Origin of the sequence: Blautia sp. MSJ-19 (assembly GCF_018918125.1) — a bacterium.
Lineage (GTDB): Bacteria > Bacillota > Clostridia > Lachnospirales > Lachnospiraceae > Blautia_A.
In genome coordinates this window covers 56,766-75,124 of the sequence record NZ_JAHLQA010000007.1, presented here as the reverse complement: position 1 = coordinate 75,124, position 18,359 = coordinate 56,766, and the positions used below count along the sequence as shown (strand labels likewise).

General features: G+C 42.1%; 18 protein-coding genes. 2 read left to right on the top strand and 16 right to left on the bottom strand.

What is annotated here, in order from left to right; all coding sequences use genetic code 11:
• The first annotated feature begins 178 nt into the window (after window positions 1-178).
• Complete coding sequence (locus KQI91_RS03495) at window positions 179-1,870, top strand: AAA family ATPase (RefSeq protein WP_216391495.1); 1,692 nt, start codon at window positions 179-181, stop codon at window positions 1,868-1,870.
• Between the two features lie 71 nt (window positions 1,871-1,941).
• Here the strand turns inward: KQI91_RS03495 and KQI91_RS03490 are convergent, their stop codons facing one another.
• From KQI91_RS03490 to KQI91_RS03425, 14 genes are all read right to left on the bottom strand, one after another.
• Window positions 1,942-3,234, bottom strand: a complete 1,293-nt coding sequence (locus tag KQI91_RS03490) for an ATP-binding response regulator (RefSeq protein ID WP_216391494.1) — start codon at window positions 3,232-3,234, stop codon at window positions 1,942-1,944.
• Window positions 3,235-3,263: 29 nt separating this feature from the next.
• Window positions 3,264-4,400, bottom strand: coding sequence for a PAS domain-containing protein (locus KQI91_RS03485; protein WP_216391493.1), 1,137 nt, complete (start codon window positions 4,398-4,400; stop codon window positions 3,264-3,266).
• Between the two features lie 28 nt (window positions 4,401-4,428).
• On the bottom strand, window positions 4,429-5,052 hold the full coding sequence (gene udk / locus KQI91_RS03480; RefSeq protein WP_216391492.1) for a uridine kinase: 624 nt from the start codon (window positions 5,050-5,052) through the stop codon (window positions 4,429-4,431).
• Window positions 5,053-5,058: 6 nt separating this feature from the next.
• Window positions 5,059-5,979 (bottom strand): carbohydrate kinase family protein, encoded by a 921-nt coding sequence (locus KQI91_RS03475; RefSeq protein ID WP_216391491.1) that lies wholly within the window; start codon window positions 5,977-5,979, stop codon window positions 5,059-5,061.
• Window positions 5,980-5,994: 15 nt separating this feature from the next.
• Window positions 5,995-6,936 (bottom strand): ABC transporter permease, encoded by a 942-nt coding sequence (locus KQI91_RS03470; protein ID WP_216391490.1) that lies wholly within the window; start codon window positions 6,934-6,936, stop codon window positions 5,995-5,997.
• Window positions 6,937-6,938: 2 nt separating this feature from the next.
• A complete protein-coding gene (locus KQI91_RS03465; protein WP_216391489.1) occupies window positions 6,939-8,072 on the bottom strand; it encodes an ABC transporter permease in 1,134 nt (377 codons plus the stop codon).
• Between the two features lie 3 nt (window positions 8,073-8,075).
• Window positions 8,076-9,605, bottom strand: a complete 1,530-nt coding sequence (locus tag KQI91_RS03460; RefSeq protein ID WP_216391488.1) for an ABC transporter ATP-binding protein — start codon at window positions 9,603-9,605, stop codon at window positions 8,076-8,078.
• A 22-nt stretch (window positions 9,606-9,627) separates the two neighbouring features.
• Window positions 9,628-10,821 (bottom strand): BMP family lipoprotein, encoded by a 1,194-nt coding sequence (locus tag KQI91_RS03455; protein WP_216391487.1) that lies wholly within the window; start codon window positions 10,819-10,821, stop codon window positions 9,628-9,630.
• 229 nt (window positions 10,822-11,050) lie between these two features.
• Window positions 11,051-12,034: a helix-turn-helix transcriptional regulator gene (locus tag KQI91_RS03450; RefSeq protein ID WP_216391486.1), complete on the bottom strand. Its 984-nt coding sequence runs from the start codon at window positions 12,032-12,034 to the stop codon at window positions 11,051-11,053.
• Between the two features lie 13 nt (window positions 12,035-12,047).
• On the bottom strand, window positions 12,048-12,263 hold the full coding sequence (locus tag KQI91_RS03445) for a hypothetical protein (RefSeq protein WP_216391485.1): 216 nt from the start codon (window positions 12,261-12,263) through the stop codon (window positions 12,048-12,050).
• Between the two features lie 242 nt (window positions 12,264-12,505).
• Window positions 12,506-13,273 carry a zinc ribbon domain-containing protein gene (locus tag KQI91_RS03440; protein WP_216391484.1) on the bottom strand — a complete coding sequence of 256 codons (768 nt, stop codon included), beginning with the start codon at window positions 13,271-13,273 and terminating at the stop codon, window positions 12,506-12,508.
• 118 nt (window positions 13,274-13,391) lie between these two features.
• Entirely contained in the window at window positions 13,392-13,802 is a 411-nt protein-coding gene (locus KQI91_RS03435) for a peptide deformylase (RefSeq protein WP_216391483.1), read from the bottom strand.
• Between the two features lie 27 nt (window positions 13,803-13,829).
• A complete protein-coding gene (locus KQI91_RS03430; RefSeq protein ID WP_216391482.1) occupies window positions 13,830-15,044 on the bottom strand; it encodes a MalY/PatB family protein in 1,215 nt (404 codons plus the stop codon).
• 35 nt (window positions 15,045-15,079) lie between these two features.
• Window positions 15,080-15,337 carry a hypothetical protein gene (locus KQI91_RS03425; RefSeq protein WP_216391481.1) on the bottom strand — a complete coding sequence of 86 codons (258 nt, stop codon included), beginning with the start codon at window positions 15,335-15,337 and terminating at the stop codon, window positions 15,080-15,082.
• Here KQI91_RS03425 and KQI91_RS16450 point away from each other — a divergent pair.
• A complete protein-coding gene (locus KQI91_RS16450; RefSeq protein WP_442860594.1) occupies window positions 15,288-15,590 on the top strand; it encodes a transposase in 303 nt (100 codons plus the stop codon). The genes KQI91_RS03425 and KQI91_RS16450 overlap by 50 nt on opposite strands.
• 176 nt (window positions 15,591-15,766) lie before the next feature.
• Here KQI91_RS16450 and KQI91_RS03415 read toward each other — a convergent pair whose 3' ends face one another.
• Entirely contained in the window at window positions 15,767-16,438 is a 672-nt protein-coding gene (locus KQI91_RS03415; protein ID WP_216391479.1) for a helix-turn-helix transcriptional regulator, read from the bottom strand.
• A gap of 181 nt (window positions 16,439-16,619) precedes the next feature.
• The gene (locus tag KQI91_RS03410; protein WP_216391478.1) at window positions 16,620-18,347 is read right to left on the bottom strand and encodes a S8 family peptidase; all 1,728 of its coding nucleotides are present in this window, start codon (window positions 18,345-18,347) and stop codon (window positions 16,620-16,622) included.
• Between the last annotated feature and the right edge of the window lie 12 nt (window positions 18,348-18,359).

Below are 18,359 nucleotides of genomic sequence, written 5' to 3'. Positions count from 1 at the left end.
TATTATAACATGCACTCATAATTCTTAACACATAAAAATTATTCATTTCTACATTTCCTAAATTTTTACATTTATATATCCCTTGTTTTGCTTTTTTCTTCATGTTAAACTAAATTAAAAATTACTTTTTACTCTGCTCCACAACAACTTATCAATTTCCATCTGGAGGTGACCACTCATGACTCAGACAGTATCTCTGGGAGCGCAGGATTTTGCATACATCAGAGAAAACGACTGCTTTCTCGTAGATAAGACTGATTTTATCCGGGAATGGTGGGAAAACAAAGATGCCGTTACTTTGATCACCCGTCCACGCCGTTTCGGAAAAACACTGAATTTAAGCATGCTGGAATGTTTTTTCTCCATTGTATATCAGAACAGAAGCGATTTATTTGAGGGCCTGTCTATTTGGGAAACCCGGGAATACCGTGATTTACAGGGAACTTATCCGGTCATTTACATGAGCTTTGCCAATATTAAGGGAACTACATTTCAGTCCGTCAGAGAAGGAATCATACAAAGTTTGGTAAGATTATATGGGAAGTATGCTTACCTCCGTGATGAATCTTTCATGTCCTCTCAGGATCTTGAATTTTTTGATTCCGTAAGACTGGAAATGTCTGATACAACAGCGGCTCTGGCAATCAGCTCTTTGTCCGATTATCTGAGCCGCTATTATAAGAAAAAAGTACTGATTTTTCTCGATGAATATGATACACCTCTCCAGGAAGCTTATGTAAATGGATTCTGGAAAGATCTGGTAGAATTTATGAGAGGATTATTTAATGCAAGCTTTAAAAGTAATCCCTTTCTCGAACGTGGGCTGCTTACCGGAATCACCCGAGTCAGTAAGGAATCTATCTTTTCCGACCTAAACAATCTCACTGTAATAACGACAACTTCCGAAAAATACAGCACTCAATTTGGCTTTACTCAGGAAGAAGTTTGCCGGGCACTGGAAACTTATGGTCTAGAATCTCAGAAAGAAAAAGTAAAATACTGGTATGATGGTTTTTCTTTTGGAATACAAAAAGATATATATAACCCATGGTCTATCACCTGTTTCCTTGAGGAAAAAAAATTCAAGCCCTACTGGGTAAACACTAGTTCTAATGAAATGATCACCAGTCTGATTCAGCGTGGAAACGCAGAGACCAAGACTATCATGGAAGAACTTCTCGAAGGCAGAGAACTGATCACGGAAATTGATGAAGAAATTATCTTTGAGCAACTCAGTAAAAAGAAAAATGCAATCTGGAGTCTTTTGCTTGCAAGTGGATATCTGAAGGTATCAAATGTAGAAGTAGATGAACATACCGATCGATTTGTCTATCATTTAAGTATTACAAATCGTGAAGTTCGCATGATGTTCGAAAACATGATAAAAGACTGGTTTTCCAACGAAGATGTACCATATAATGACTTTGTTCGTGCATTGTTGCGTGATGATGTGAAAGAAATGAATCATTATATGAATGCAATTTCAATGGCAACTTTCAGCTTTTTTGATGTTGGCAGTTCATCAAATTCGCAAACAAGACCAGACAGACCAGAGCGATTTTATCATGGTTTTGTACTTGGACTGATTGTTGAACTGGCGGGACGCTATCGCATATCTTCTAACCGCGAAAGCGGTTATGGTCGCTATGATGTCATGCTGGAGCCGATTCATAATAATGATCTGGCATTTATTCTGGAATTTAAAGTATTCGAACAGGGCGAGCAGACACTGGAGGATACCGTTTCCGCCGCGAAAAAGCAGATCCAGGATAAACAATATGTCTGCGAATTGAAAGCAAATGGTATAAATCCCGAACGAATCCGATGCTATGGTTTTGCTTTCCATGGCAAAAAAGTATTAATTGGCTAAAATATAGACATAGAAAGGCGGTCTCGCCGAAGTGGCAGACCGCTTTTTGTTATAATGAAATATTGGAGAATTTATTTTTGAACCAGTTTCGCCACAACTTTCTTCAGTCGTTGCAGATCCATTGGTTTGGAAATATGCTCATTCATACCGGCATCCATACTCTGCTGAATATCGTCTGCAAATGCATTTGCTGTCATGGCAACGATCGGTATGGATTTTCCCAGTGGATTCTTGCTTCTGCGGATTGCTCTTGTCGCTTCATACCCATTCATCAGCGGCATCTGAACATCCATCAGAATCATATCAAATTCATCCGGTCCGATCTCTGTAAATCGCTCCACGATTTCCACACCATTTGTACAGATTTCGCAGCTGGCCCCTTCCATCTCCAATAATGCCCGCAGGATTTCTGCATTCAATTCATTGTCTTCCGCACACAGGAAACGCTTTCCTTTCAAAATCTCATTCTCAATCGTTTCATTATTCGCATATTCCGAAAGAGTCCGGGTATCTTGTTCTGCCTCACGCTCAATTCGAAACTCCAAAATGACTTCAAACGAACTTCCTTTGCCCTCTGCACTGTCGACATGGATCGTCCCGCCCATCATATCTACGATATTTTTTGTAATCGCCATGCCAAGCCCGGTGCCCTGAACTCTGTTTGTAACAGAATTTTCCTGACGGCTGAACGGTTCAAAAATGTGTTCCATATAGTCCTGTTTCATACCAATTCCATTATCTGTGATTACAAAACGGTATTTTGCACAGGATTCAGCAAAACACGGTTCTTCTGTTACAGTAAATGAAATCTTACCACCATCTGGTGTATATTTCACCGCATTCCCGAGGATATTGAGAAATACCTGTCGAACACGCAATGCATCACCTTCCACATTTTTGTGTTCGATATCAGAAATATATGTATCAAATTGTTGTCCATGCTCTACCGTCTGCTGTCGAATCAGCATACTGATTTCTTCAATCTGATGAATAAGATTAAATTTTTCAATATTCAGGCGAGTTTCTCCACTCTCTATCTTACTCATGTCAAGGACATCATTGATCAGCCCCAGAAGATGACTGCTGGAAGTCTGAATCTTTCCAATATACTCCTGCATCTTTGCCGGATTATCCAGTTCATGTTCCATCAGCTTTGAAAGACCTGTAATAACATTCATCGGAGTTCGAATATCATGGCTCATATTTGATAAGAAACTGCTTTTAGCTGCATTGGCACTCTTTGCAATTTCCAGTGCATCTTCAATATTTTTACGAATTTCCTGCTCATGGGTATGATCCGCAAATTCAAAGATCAGAATATCCTCATCCCCTCGAACTACATGATGAATCGTTTTCTGAAACATCTTTGCCGCGGAACTCCCCACAGGCATGATCAACACTCCTTAACCTGCGACTGCCCCGGCAAAAGATTGACCACTTCTTCTATAGAAAAGTCATCGGATCCTTTTTGCTCTATTTTTTGAATAGCAAGGAGCGGCTGCACTGTTTCCTTCTTTATTCCGAACACATGCTCAATACTCGGACTTACATAAACAGAGTTACGGTTATGCTTGTCCAGAATCACATAAACGCTGTCCAGGTTTCTCGTCATAATGTCTGCCAGGGTGTCACGCCACAAAAGCTCTGCATCCGTTTTTTTCTTTTCGTCAATGTCCATAAGCATTCCGTAAAAAGTCCCAGATTTTTCATTTGCTTTCCGTGTCATACGTCCTGTTGTACGAAACCAACGATATTCTCCACTTTTGACCTGAGCTCGAAATTCTGTATCATAAACTATTTTGCCACTTGTATCATAAAGTGCTTTTTCGTAATCATCAGACAATTTCCGGATATCATCCGGATGAACTCTGGAAAAAAAGAAATCTTGCTGATTTGGAAAATCTTCTTCGTTTTTAAATCCTAGAAGAGCACGAAATGCATCACTCCATTCCACTGCCACAGATTTTCCTTCTTCATTAAATGTATTGCTCCATGCACCAGAACCAATTGTCTCGTGCAGTACATTCATCGCCGTCAGAGCACCATTCGCTTTTTCAAGAGCTTCATCTCTTGCCAGCTCAAGTCTGTCATGTTCCTTCTGCTCTGTAATGTCGATAAAAATTCCAAAAAAACAGAGCGGCGTGCCATCTTCTCTTCTGGAAACATCTCCTGTTGCCCGAAACCAGCGATAACCTTGATTTCTGGTATTCAAACGATATTCTTCATCGAAGATCGTATTTCCGGTCACATCCCGAAGCACCGGATCAATACCATTTATAACTCTGGCATGATCTTCCGGATGCAGAAGGTCTGACCATGACTCCAGAAGGTCAGGAAAATCCGACTTATCCTTATATCCCACCATTCTTCGCAGATCATCGCTCCACTCCACGCGGTCAATCTGAAACTCCCGGTTGCAGTACATTTTCCACATGCCGGATTTGATCAGTTTGTGCAATGCTTTATAACTATATTCTGTTAACAGTTCTTCTTCACTTTTATTACCTTTGGAATTTGTTTCTCTGTACATTTATCCCCCATATTACTGCTGTTCGGTACTATTTCTGAGACCGCTCCTGAAGAAGCTGTTCAATCTTTGACACAAATAAGTCAAATGCTACATCATTCTTTCCACTGTTGATCACAATATCGGCTTTTGCTCTCGTCGGCTGTACATACAGATAATGCATCGGCTTGACCGTAGTCAGATACTGTTCAATAATTCCGTTAAGGTCTCTTCCTCTCTCCTCCACATCTCTGGAAATACGACGCAGGATTCTTTCGTCCGCATCTGCCTCAACGTACACTTTGATATCGAGAAGATCTCGGATTCTCGGATCTGCCAGAAGCAGGATTCCCTCTACCAGAATAACCGGTCTTGGCTCAATCTGAATCACTTTATCAGATCGATTATGCTGGCTGTAATCGTATACCGGGCATTCGATCGTCTTTCCTTCTTTGAGCTGCTTCAGATGTTCAACCAATAGATCTGTCTCCAGAGAATCCGGATGATCGTAATTTACTTTAACACGTTTTTCAAATGGAATACCGTCCTGTCTGCGATAATAATTGTCATGATAAATGACCACTACCTTATTCCCAAAACGTTCTTTGATTCTGTTTGTAAATGTGGATTTGCCGGATCCAGATCCCCCGGCAATCCCGATAATAATACTTTCCATCTTTTTTTACCTCGTAAGTCCGAATTCTTCAGGCATGAATCTCGGACAGATATTTTCTGATGTACAGATAACTGTTGATGCAAGCCTCGTTCCGATTCCGCATGCCTCACGCAGTGTCTTTCCATAAGTAAGTCCCATGCAGACCCCTGCAAAAAAGGAATCTCCGGCTCCGGTTGTGTCTACAACATCCACTTTAAGCGCCGGATATACACCTTTTTCACCCTCCTGCTCCGCATAGGCAGCACCATCACTACCCATGGTCACAACCATCTTTGGAATCTTCGCTGTGCGGATACGCTGTGCAAGAATCTCTGCCATTTCTTCTGCGGTAACATGCTCATAGTCTTCTGAGAAAAGAATTCCGGCTTCCTGCTGATTGCACACAAAACATGCCGTTCTTCTGATAAAATCTCTTCGTTCAATTGCAATCGTCATGTTGGACACGATCGCATAAACTTTTTTGTTATATTTTTCTGCATAAGCAAATGTCTTTTTAACAATTTCCTTTTCAAGGTCAATCTCTATCACAATACTGTCGGCATTTTTAAAGATCTCGTCTCCCTGTTCATCCAGAATCCGCTCAATCGTACTGTGATCCGGTCTTTTTGAAATGGATGCAACGACATCACCTTCATGGTTAAAAACTGCCAGCCAGGTTCCCATACCGTCTTTTACTTTTCGCATGTACTGTGTGTTGACCTTATGGCGATTCAGCTTCTGAATGACTTCTTCACCCATTGCATCATCATCGACAGTTCCGATAAACGTCGGTTCCAGTTCTACATTTGCAATATCCTCCACAACATTTCGACCTACTCCACCGTGGATCTGCACGATCGTTCCGGCATTTCTTCCCGCCGGAATATACGGAGATGTGGAATAGCCTTTGACATCAATAAAAACATCTCCAATTACAACAATTCCCATTGTATTTTTTCTCCTTTATCTCTGTCCTTTGTCGTAAGGAATTCCCTCAGCCTTCGGTGCTCTTGATTTCTTCGAAGAAACAGCAAGTACCAGCAGCGAAATAATATACGGGAGCATCTTATAAAATGTTCCCGGAATATTCAGGGATGCAAGGAAATCAAATCCGGAATATACATTGGATAATGCACGGAAAAGCCCGAATAATAACGCTGCCAGCGCAATGAGATTTGGTTTCCACTGTCCGAAGATCATAACGGCCAGTGCAAGGAATCCAAATCCGGCCACACCGTTTTCAAATTTCCACTCGGAAACACCGGCTGTAATATATACGATTCCACCAAGTCCACCAAGAAATCCTGAGATCAAAACACCGATATAGCGCATTTTATATACGTTTATACCAACTGAATCCGCTGCCTGTGGATGTTCACCGCAGGCTCTCAGACGAAGCCCGAGACGGGTTCGGTACAGTACAATATTTGCCACGATCAGAAGCACGACTGTGATGATCATGAACCAGTTTATTTCAAATCCGGCAATTTTCACGATGGAAAGTGCTTTTTTCTGATTGATGTACTGAATGGTAGATGACACATTGTTCGGATTTTCTGCCATGTTGACTGCTTTGACAAATACAGTCGCCGCCGCAGTAGCAAGCATGTTCATCGCAGTTCCGACCAGGGTCTGGTCCGCATTGAAATTGATTGCTGCAACTGCAAGAAGGAGTGAGAATAGCATTCCAAAGATCACACTTCCAAGGATCACGCAGATTACCATCATCGGTGCAGAAAGTCCCGGCATATATTTCATCACCAGTGCTCCACCAAGAGCTCCGGCAACCATGATTCCTTCCAGTCCCAGGTTGATAATTCCACTTCGTTCGGAGAAACAGCCGCCCAACGCAACCAGTAACAGTACCGATGCGTAGATCAGAGTATACTGTAATAATAAAGCCATGCTTATTCTCCTCCTTTCTGCTGTGCTGCTTTTAATTTTTTATCTTCAGATTTCTGGATTCCATGATTGATGCAGTGTTTGAAGAACAGTACAAAACCACAGAAATAGATGATGATTGCTGCGATCAGGTCAGAAATCTGTGAGCAGTAAACCATCTTATCTACATACGCACCGCCACTGGTGATATGCTGGATAAAGAAGGAGGAAAAGATTGCTCCAATCGGATGGATTCCGCCAAGGAACGCTGCTGCGATTCCGTTAAATCCCATATTCGGAACTGCTGTCTGTGCACAGGACCACTGCTCGATTCCGCTTAAGTAAAGAAACGCTGCGCCAAGTCCTGCCAGCGCTCCGGAGATTGCCATAGTCAGGATAATGTTTTTCTTTTCTTTCATTCCGGCATATTTGGCTGCATTCACAGAAAGTCCTGTCGCCTTCAGTTCGTATCCTAATTTTGTCTTGCCAAGTACAACCCATACCAGGATTGCAAAAACGACTGCCATTGGAATCGCAATCGTCACATAGCGGTTATCAGCAAATAAATGCTGCAGTCCCAGATGCGGAATAATTGCATTGGGATTATTCGTGCGAAGCGGTAATGTATAAGTTGTTCCAGATTCCTTTACTTCTGTAAGAACAGTATTTACTGCATAAAGACTTATCCAGTTCAGCATGATGCATGCAATAACTTCATTTACATTGAGATATGCTTTCAGTGCTCCGGCAGCCGCACCAAGTACTGCACCTCCAAACATTGCAAGAATCAGGCATACCCACCACGGTGCATTGTAATGGATAGCGAAATACAATGCGAAACCTGCTCCTACCGTATACTGTCCGGATGCTCCGATATTAAAAAGTCCTACTTTGTAAGCAAACAGAACAGACAATGTACACATCAGAAGCGGTGCAGTTTTGGCAAGTGTGCTTCCAAAATATTCCAGTGCTACTTCCGGTCTTGGAAAATACAAAAAGTTCTTTAAAATAGATGTGATTGCTCTTCCCGCACCGGCCGGATTGATGGCCAGAAGCACGATATATCCAACCAGCAATCCAAGAATAATACAGATCAGAGAGGCGATCAGTGTCTGTGCCGCTCCATTCGACAGTATATTTTTCTTCTCTTTATTGTTCATTGATCAAACCTCCTGTCTCTTGGCACCGGTCATATAAAGGCCAAGCTCCTCTACTGTCACTTCATCCGGGTTGAATTCCCCGACAATCTCACCCTCATACATGACAAGAATTCTGTCGGACACATCCATAACCTCATCCAGTTCCAGACTGACAAGAAGGACACCCTTTCCTTTGTCGCGTTCTTCCACAATCTGTTTGTGGATCAGCTCGATCGCACCGACATCAACTCCTCGGGTCGGCTGTACTGCGATCAGGAACGTCGGATCTTTGTCGATTTCTCTCGCAACGATTGCTTTCTGCTGATTTCCACCGGACATGGTTCGAGCGACTGTCACCGGTCCCTGACTGGATCTTACATCATATTCTCCGATCAGCTTCTCTGCATAGTTTCGGATCTCATTCTTTTTCAGGAAACCGAATTTATTTGTAAAACGTGGCTTGAAATATGTCTGAAGCACCATGTTATCCTCCAGAGAATAATCAAGTACCAGACCATGTTTATGACGGTCTTCCGGGATATGGCTTTCACCCAGGATCGATCTCTGTCTTACAGATGCTTTCGTGAGATCCTGACCGTTCATATGAATCGTACCGGATTTCAGATCGGACAGTCCGGAAAGTCCATAGACCAGTTCGCTCTGTCCGTTTCCATCGATTCCTGCAATACATACGATCTCTCCTTCCCTTACCTGGAAAGAAACATTCTTGACGGCATCTTTTTTGTTATTTTCGCCTGCAACAGTCATTCCTTTGACATCCAGAACGACTTTGCCCGGTTTTGCCGGAGCTTTTTCTACTTTGAAGCTGATGTTTCTTCCAACCATCATGGCAGAAAGTTTCTCCGGTGTGGTATCTTTGATGTTTACTGTATCCACATATTTTCCTTTGCGGAGAATGGTACAGCGATCGGCAACCTGCATGATCTCATTCAGTTTATGTGTAATGAAAAGAATGCTCTTACCCTCTGCTGCAAGGTCTTTCATGATCTTCATAAGTTCCGCGATCTCCTGCACGGTCAGCACAGCAGTCGGCTCATCAAAGATCAGGATTTCATTGTCACGGTACAGCATTTTCAGAATTTCTGTTCTCTGCTGCATACCTACTGTGATATTTTCAATCAGCGCATCTGGGTCTACCTGCAGATGATATTTCTCAGATAATTCCATGACTTTCTTTCTTGCATCATCTTTTTTGAGAAGTCCATGGCTGATCGGTTCCACACCAAGAATGATATTATCCAGTACAGAAAAGCATTCAACAAGTTTGAAATGCTGATGCACCATTCCGATTCCAAGCGCATTGGCATCATTTGGATTCTTGATCTCTACTTTCTTTCCATCTTTGCGGATCTCGCCTTCTTCCGGCTGATACAGACCAAAAAGAATACTCATCAGAGTAGACTTTCCAGCTCCGTTTTCGCCCAGAAGCGCATGAATCTCACCTTTTTTCAACTGAAGCGTAATATTATCATTTGCAACGATTCCAGGGAAACGTTTGGTAATGTTCAACATTTCAATTGCATATTCAGACATACTCGTGTTCCTTCCCTTTTTCTTATTTGATCGTACCTTCACGTACGTTTAATGTTACAGATACCTGTGGCATTTTATCTGTACTGTTATCTACCTGCACTTTGCCGTCAAAGATGTCACCTACAAGTTTTTTATAGTCTTCTATTGTAAAGTTATCATTCCACTGTGTGGTATCTTCCGGAAGTCCAACGTAGTTTAATGACATATCATCTTTGGAAACAAGTCCAAGATTTTCTACCTGTCCGACATGTTCCTCCCATGTGCCATCGTAGATAATGGAATCCAGCATGGAATTTATTGTTGCCGTAAGGCTCTTCATTGCAGAAGTAACTGTCATCCCCTCTCCGTACGCATCAATCGTCGGTGACTGGTCTGAATCGACTCCGATGAGCTTGCCGCCAACTTTTGCTGCTGCTTCTGCCGCTGATGTAAAGATTCCACCACCACAGGCAAAAACGACTTCTGTTCCGTTGCTGTACCAGGTATCCATCGCTGCCGTAATCTCAGTAGATCCATAAAACTGTCCGCCATATGCATATTCAATCGTCACATCATCTGTGATTCCCATTTCCTCTGCAGCTGCATTGATTCCCTGAACATAACCATATCCATACCTTATTACACCCGGTACGGCCTGTCCGCCAAGGAAACCAAGATGACGATAACCAAGTTTTACTGCTGCATAACCCGCAAGGTATCCCGGTATTGCTTCCTGATAGATTGCAAGATAGGTGTTTTCTGTGTTGTAGTAATCTGCTACGTTGTACGCATCCGGATCATCATAATATGCATTTCCAACTGCCGCCGCACCGATATCTCCGGCACTCATATCCAGTACAATAAATTTAATATCCGGATATTTAAAAGAGGTATCCACAACGGTCTGTGCAAATACATATCCTGACATTACAATAATATTGTATCCTTCTGCCACTGCCACATCGACCATGGCTGTTCTGGCATAATCCGTATCACCATCTGGTTTCTTGTAAGTAAAATTAATATCATTCGCCTGACAGTAATCTCTGCACGCCTCGTAAGTTGTCTGGTTAAATGACTGGTCCGTGATATCTCCTGCATCCGTGATCATACAGACTCTGTAGTCAGAACTGCCTGTATTCTCTGTCGTTACAGTGTTGCCGCCACATCCGGCCAGTGCAAGTGCTGCCATAGCTACAATCAGAAGTATGGCTGCTGCTTTTCTGCATTTTTTCATCCTTCTTTCCTCCGTTGTTCATTCTTTATCTCCGTTTGGAATTGCAGACTTTGTCTATCTTAAAAATCATAGCATATTTTCGCATTATATTGAAGGGATTTCTTGATGGAATTTGTCGGAAGAAATTGGATTTACACGTTTTTCGTCTAAATTTTCCGGTAAAGTAAAAGTCACACCACATAATTACTGTGATGTGACTTTCGTATAAATGTCTTAATTATCTATTTTCTCAGTACTTTGTCAGTAATTCCTGCAAATATTCTTTGTACTGTTCCCGGATATTCTCCGGACCTTCGATTTCCAGTCCTTTGCCAATCCCTGTGACCCATCCAAAAAACTGTGAACTGACTGCCACAAGCACCTTTACATGAAAATGTTCGGAATCCACCGGTCTCATCCAGACATCATGACCAAAACGATCCAGGATCACCCCGGCCAGGTGCTGCTCACAGATCAGGGATACTTCTGCATCCGCTCCACCGTACATGCCAAATGTTTTCTTTGCAAAGTCAGCAAGATCAAAGTCCTCAAAGGCTTCTTTCCCTTTGCGCTCTGTCTCAAGAACTGCCATCTTAAGCATCTTGTCCACGCGGTAGTGCTTGATGATTCCTGCCACGGCATCATAGGCAACCAGATAATAATTTTCATCGTCCCAGGTCAGTGCCCATGGGCTGACCACATACATGGCACCATCCTTTTTCAAACGTATCTTTTTTTGCATGGTCCACTCTGCATACTGAAACGCAATTTCCCGATTCTCAAAGATTGCCGTATGAAGCTTGTCTACATTATAATAAATTGTTTCATTCTCTGTCTTCGGACGATTCACGACAAATACCTGCTTTGCCAGGATATCGGCATCTGTTCTGCAGCACAGCTTCTCCAGTTTCCTGATCAGTTCCCGTGATTTGTTTTCGGTAATGAACTTTGACGACTGTACTGCATCCACCAGAAGTTTCAGCTCCGGCAGTTCAAAGTCACGTGCACCGATGTAATATCCCGGCTTCTTACCTCTCTTCTGCTGCACATCCAGTCCGTACTTCTCGAGAATTTCCAAATCTGAATAGATTGTCCGTCGGTCAGTCGGAAGAGAATATTCCTGCTCCAGGATTTCGCATAACTGCACCGCATTCAACATATGATGGTCATCCGTCCGCTGCAACATGATATCCATAAGGTATAAAATTCGTAAATTTTGTGTCAGTGGTGGCATGTGGTGGGCTCCTTTATACTTTTGATACACAGAATCCAATAATTCCGATCACAATCAGTATCGGGAATGCAATGGAAAGTAATCCTCCTACGACGAGACCAACCAGAACGATTGGCAGAAATACGATCGTCAATATGAATTTGGAAATTCCCCAGGCTGCTTTCATTCCAAACCAGAAGAGTTTTCCAAATATTCCAAACATGCATATAATAAATAATAACGTCAACATTTGTGCTTCCCCTTTCTGTTATTATTTTGTTGGAATACAATATAGCACAATTTTTATAGAAGTTGTATTTCTGAAATCACGATTGCTCCTGGTTTTGTTCCATCTGATAGAGGTATTATCTCATAAATAGGTGTGCAAAAATCTGCACTTCTAAATATTATTAAAAACTTTTTTCAAAGAAAAAACAATATCTTAACTGCAAAAAAAGAGCCATTTCTGACTCTTTTCAGCATAACACATATTTATCTTTTTTTATAGAGAACCAGTTCTGGATTCGCACCTTCTGTCTCATACGTACTGATCATGATAAAATCCATACCTGCAAGGACTCCAAAACACCGGTCACCACCAAATTCAGATTCCAGCTGATTTCCCAGGTAAGTTGTCTGGTCGTTCAGAAATTTCACTTTCTGACCATTTGGCAATGGATACTCAAGATTCACATATTTTCCGACAAGTGCATTTAATTTCTTAACTTCCGGCAGCCCTTCTATATGAAGATCATTGATTTCCTGCATCAGTTGTTTCTTGAAAGCTTCAAATTGCCCATTGTCACTGAGTTCTTCATATCTTTTCCAGTAATCCAGTTTCGGAAGCAGATCCTTCATGTACGCCCGCGCCTGTTCTTCTGTAAAATGTTCATTTACCATATGTGTGACGCAGACATCGATCAGATCATCCATATCACTGTACGTGTACGTTCCATCGGCATAACACCATTTGCAGTATTCTTCGTTCAGGCTGCCATCGCTGTTATGACTTATGAGCGCATCATCTTCGAGCGGCATTCCGCAACACTGACAGATCTGCTTTCTCGGTGCGCCCAAAAGTGTATTGATCGAAACATCAAATTCTTTTGATAAAATTTTTAATGTCTCTGTGTTGGGAACTGTCTCTCCATTTTCCCAGCGTGATACCGCCTGCCTTGTAACCATAACTTTCTTCGCCAGTTCGTCCTGGGACAATCCCTTTTTCGTGCGAAGCTCTAAAATAATATTTTTTGTTTCCATCGCCTCCACCTCCGTTATCGATATCATAACAGAAAAGAATCGCTCGGAAAAGCAACGCGCTGTTTCCCTGTGGCTGTGATACCTGGTGTAACCGTGAATGAACTAAAATGTACAATGACTATATGATCTTGCCGGATAAATGGTCGATCTCATGCTGTGCGATCTGAGCCGTCCAGCCAGATAATTTCTGCCGTTGTTTTTTCCAGTTAAAATCGTAGTATTCGACTTCTATGTCCTGATATCTGGTTGTTTTTCGTACTCCGTCGAGAGACAGGCATCCTTCTTCTGTCTCGTAGCTTCCTCTTTTTGAAACAATGGCCGGATTGAACATGACAACATCAATCATTCCCATATTTACAATAATGATGTTTTTCTTTACGCCAATCATATTGGCCGCCATACCGACACATCTCTCACGATTCGCCTGCAGCGTATCCTGGAGATCTCTCCCAATCTGTAAATCTTCCTTCGTCGCCGGCTCTGACTTCTGGCTGAGAAAAAATACATCTCTTACAATCTGTTTTACCATGGATCTGTTTTCCTTCCTTTTGTATTTTTATTTGTCTGCATTGAATACATACTTATCCAGTCTGTCAAATGCTTCCTGCACTCTGCTAAGCGGCAATGCCAGGTTCATGCGGATTGCACAAGGATGCAGAAACATTCTTCCGTCCTGCCATGCAACGCCTACATCCCATCCTGCTTTCAGCACTTTTGCAATACTCTTGCTATGCTCTTCACACCATTTCGTACAATCCAGAAATAACATGTAAGTTCCCTGAGGTCTGCAGACCTCTACACCTTTGAAATGTTTTTTGATATAATTGCAGGCAAAATCCACATTTCCTGTTAATACCTGGCGAAGTTCATCTACCCATTCATAGCCTTCTGGTTTATATGCTCCGATAAGGGCATACATGGACAGAACATTCATCTCATTATAATGTGGTTTACTACTCTTTGCTACAACTCTGTCGCGGAGATATTTATTATAAATAATGTGATAGCTGCCAACCAGACCTGCCAGATTGAATGTCTTGCTTGGCGCATAAACTGCAATCGTTCTGTTTCTGGCATCTTCGCTTACGGACTGAGTCGGTATATGTTTATAATCCTCAAGAGTCAGATCTGACCAGATCTCGTCAGAAATCACAACGCAATCATTTGCCTTGTAAACTTCCATTGCTTTCTCAATTTCCCACTTCTCCCATACTCGTCCACACGGATTATGTGGGCTGCAAAATACTGCTACATGAATGTTGTTTTCTTTGATCTTTGCATCCATGTCTTCGAAATCCATTCTCCAGACTCCATTTTCATCTTTCTTTAACGGACTGTGAACCATCTTAAATCCGTTGTTTCCAATACTGCCAGTGAAGCCAATATAAGTTGGACTATGAAGCAGCACAGCATCTCCTGGTGCTGCGAAAGCTGTCAAAGCTGAAACTACACATCCCAGTACACCATTCTCATAACCAATATGTTCTTTTTTCAGTCCTGAAACACCATTTCGCTTTGTCTGCCAGTCAATGATCGATTGAAAATATTCTTCTCGCGGCGCAAAATATCCATATGCGGGATGTTTTGCACGTTCAATGATCGCCTCCGGAATTGTCGGTACTGTCGGAAAATTCATGTCTGCCACCCACATTGGAATGATGTCAAATCCCTCTTTCGGTTTTGCAGGACGCCTTCTCCCATTTCCCACACCATCCACTGCAATGGCGTCCATATTGTGCCTGTCTATGATTGATATAAAATCGTATTTCATTTTCCTTTTTCTCCATTCATCCAAAAATGATTTGTTCATTTCGTTATATTGAAGTAGTCTTTCATTTGGCTCTGGAAAGAAGAATGTCTTGGGAATTTTTTCTTATACTGTTCATAAATGTCTCTTCCAGCTCTCTGCAGTCCCATATCTTCTTTGATTTCTCCGACGATTGCCAGAAGTACTGCAACTTCGCCATAATGGCTTCTATGCTGTCCTGATACAATTGCATCAGCTCTTTTATAAATGATATTTTCTGCCCACGTCAAATATTTCCTGCGTTCTTTTTCTTCCATGGATAATATGCGTTCCCATCATGCAAAAGCGGTGAAACAGCTACTGGACAGTTCAAAAGTAACCTATCTGTATTTACCCCCGTATAGTCCGGATCTGAATCCGATTGAAAAGATGTGGTCAAAACTCAAAGCATTTTTAAGGAAAGAAAAGATACGGATTGCATCGGAATTACCATCAGCTATTTCAAAAGGATTTTTAACAATTCGTCCAAAGGACTGCATAGGGTGGTTTCGTTCGTGTAATTATGTGTAATAATTTATTGGATTGCTATAAATTCGTTCTATTTTTTCTCTTTAGTAAAAGAAAAAGCACTATAAAGCCAATAATCCAACAGATTTCAATGCTTTTTCATATTATTCTATTAAATTTCTTTTATTCACTTCTATAAGTGAAACTTAACGCAACTTAAATACCATATGGCTTATATTTTATCCCCTTTTATTTTTAGATTTACGTTTCGACCGTTTCTTCACACCGAGAAAAGCCATATCATAAAATCCATCGAATCTCAACAGCTCGTCACTACTTACCACCACCTCATCCAGACATGACCTCATGCACCTCATCAGGCAACTTTCAGAAATCATCACTTTATTCCATTTTCCTACAATTAAATTGCAATACCAATTCATCCATTCATCTTCCTCATTCAAAATAATAATTCCCGGATTTAGTTTTACAACACCTTCTGGATTGACATTACGAAGTTTTCGCCGTTCCATATTCTTACCACAATTTTCTATCCATCCCACTTTACCAAGTACACAATCTCTAAAGAACCCCTGATAATTTACATATAACAGGTAATATGTTTCATTTTGTCTTATCTGATTTTTAGGAATTTTTCTTATATTTTTAAAAACCCTTTCCATATGATCTCTGTCATCATATATGGCAAAAGTTTCCTCATATTTTAATTTATAAAGTGTGCATATTCTATGTGCTGCTTCTTCACTAGCAACCGCATTATTTTTTTCAATTCGCTCTAAATTTCTAACAGAATATCCAATCTCATTGGCAACAAACTCCTTGGATAAATTCATTTCTTCCCTTAACATTTTCAAGTCCACTTTACACCTGTATGCCTTTTTATAATTCATACTCTTCCCTCTGTTTATCAGTATTTATCAGCGCTAACATAATTATATTTTATCAGAGTCTTTTGCGCTATTCAACGACACGTTTGATTTTCAAAATAGGCCCCTCATCCCTTATATTTACTCATGTTTTGCGTTTTTTCCTTTTCTCACCGAGTATTCAATTTCATAAGTTATATCTTTTTCATTTTGGCAAACTTGATTGCATACATAAGCGTCCCCACCCCACACTTTCATTCGGATACTTCTCAAACCCGGGCAGGGGCTGTGCTCCGCGTCTTAAATATGCCTTTACCTTCTCTCCCCATAGAAATGGATCATTTCTCCTCACAATTCCCCACTCCATCATAAGTGCTGCCGACCCGGTCACGAACGGTGTGGCAAAGGATGTTCCGGTTACGTCAGCATATCTGCCGCCCGGAACCGGTGCGGTGATATTCACTCCTGGAGCCACAAGATCTGGTTTTTGATAGGAAAGTCTTTCTCCGCCGCGACCAGAAAAATCGGCATAAGCATTCAGTCTGGAATCGTAGGCTCCCACCGTGATCACTTTCGCCGCTGTGGATGGGATTGTGAGTGTTTCTGCAGCGACCGGACGGTAAAATCCGGTCACTGGATTCAGGACATTTCCCCCAGGAAGCCACAGGTTATAGTTACCTTCCCGGATTCGTTTTCCCTGCAAATGAATCTTCCAGATTCCACTGGTAAGATATGTTCCCACAGGAATAAATTCAAAATAAATCTCCTGTGTCACCTGAAACGGCCCCGGCTTTCCATAATAAATCAGAAGCTCCGTCTCCCCGGCACGATATCTCTGTGTGCCGATTTTTTCCGAAAGTGCCGGCAGTCTTTCACCGGATGGCATTTCTATGGAAATCTCGATTTCATCTGCATAGGCTTTCCATAACTGCAGATTCAAAGTTGTCTCATAAGATCCAATACTCATTTCCACATTTTCTGTCTGTCCCTGCCGAAGCTGCCCTGCCGTATGGATCCGGTCATTTCCATTATTCCCACTTCCGGCGCAGATGACAGACCGTCCTACATTCGCCACATTGCTAAGATATGTTTCCAACAGCGAATCACCCTGATGTGAACCATAATTATTACCAAAACTGAGGTTTATAGCAATGGGCTTTCCCATCTTCACTGCCTGCCGTACCAGATAGTCAATCCCTTCCATCAATTCCGTTGTTCTCGGAAAAGAATTTTCCCGTGCATTTCCCATCTTTACAACAAGCAGATCACTTTTATACGCAACACCACGGTTCACTCCACCCGATGCCCGCCCATTTCCCACTGCAATTCCAAGAACCGCAGTCCCGTGCCCGCTCAAATCCCTGGACGGAATAAGACGCCTGCCCTCGGTTTCTCCAAGTGCAAGCGCCTTATCTATTTCTTCTTTCGTATATTCTGTTCCTGTCACATAACCTTCCGGTGGATTTCCATTCACACTCTGATCCCACAATCGCAGAATCCGACTGCTGCCGTCCTCGTTCCTGAAATCCGGGTGAAAATAGTCTACCCCAGAATCAACAACGCCGACCAGTACGCCCTCGCCAGTCAATCCATCAGCTCCACTCTGCACCGGCAGAATACAGCTCGCCTCTCTCGCCTCAAACGTCTCAAAATACAGACGCTTTGGCTTTTCGATAAACTCCACCTGCTCTCTGGCAGAGTATACATCAAGCTCAGCTTCCGGTAAAGTCACCACCGCATACCCGCCCAATAACGGAACTACCCGAATTCCATCACCGCCAAGTCCGTTTTCCGGCCCACTGTATTTCACGATCACATCCCACAGCTTTGTTGCGGAATCGTATCCCACATTCAGATTTTCTGATTTCGCCCGTTCCTGCGGTGTGGCATCCATAGCAAGATTAAGAAGATTATCTATTTTCTGATCCGGCATAAATACTCTCTT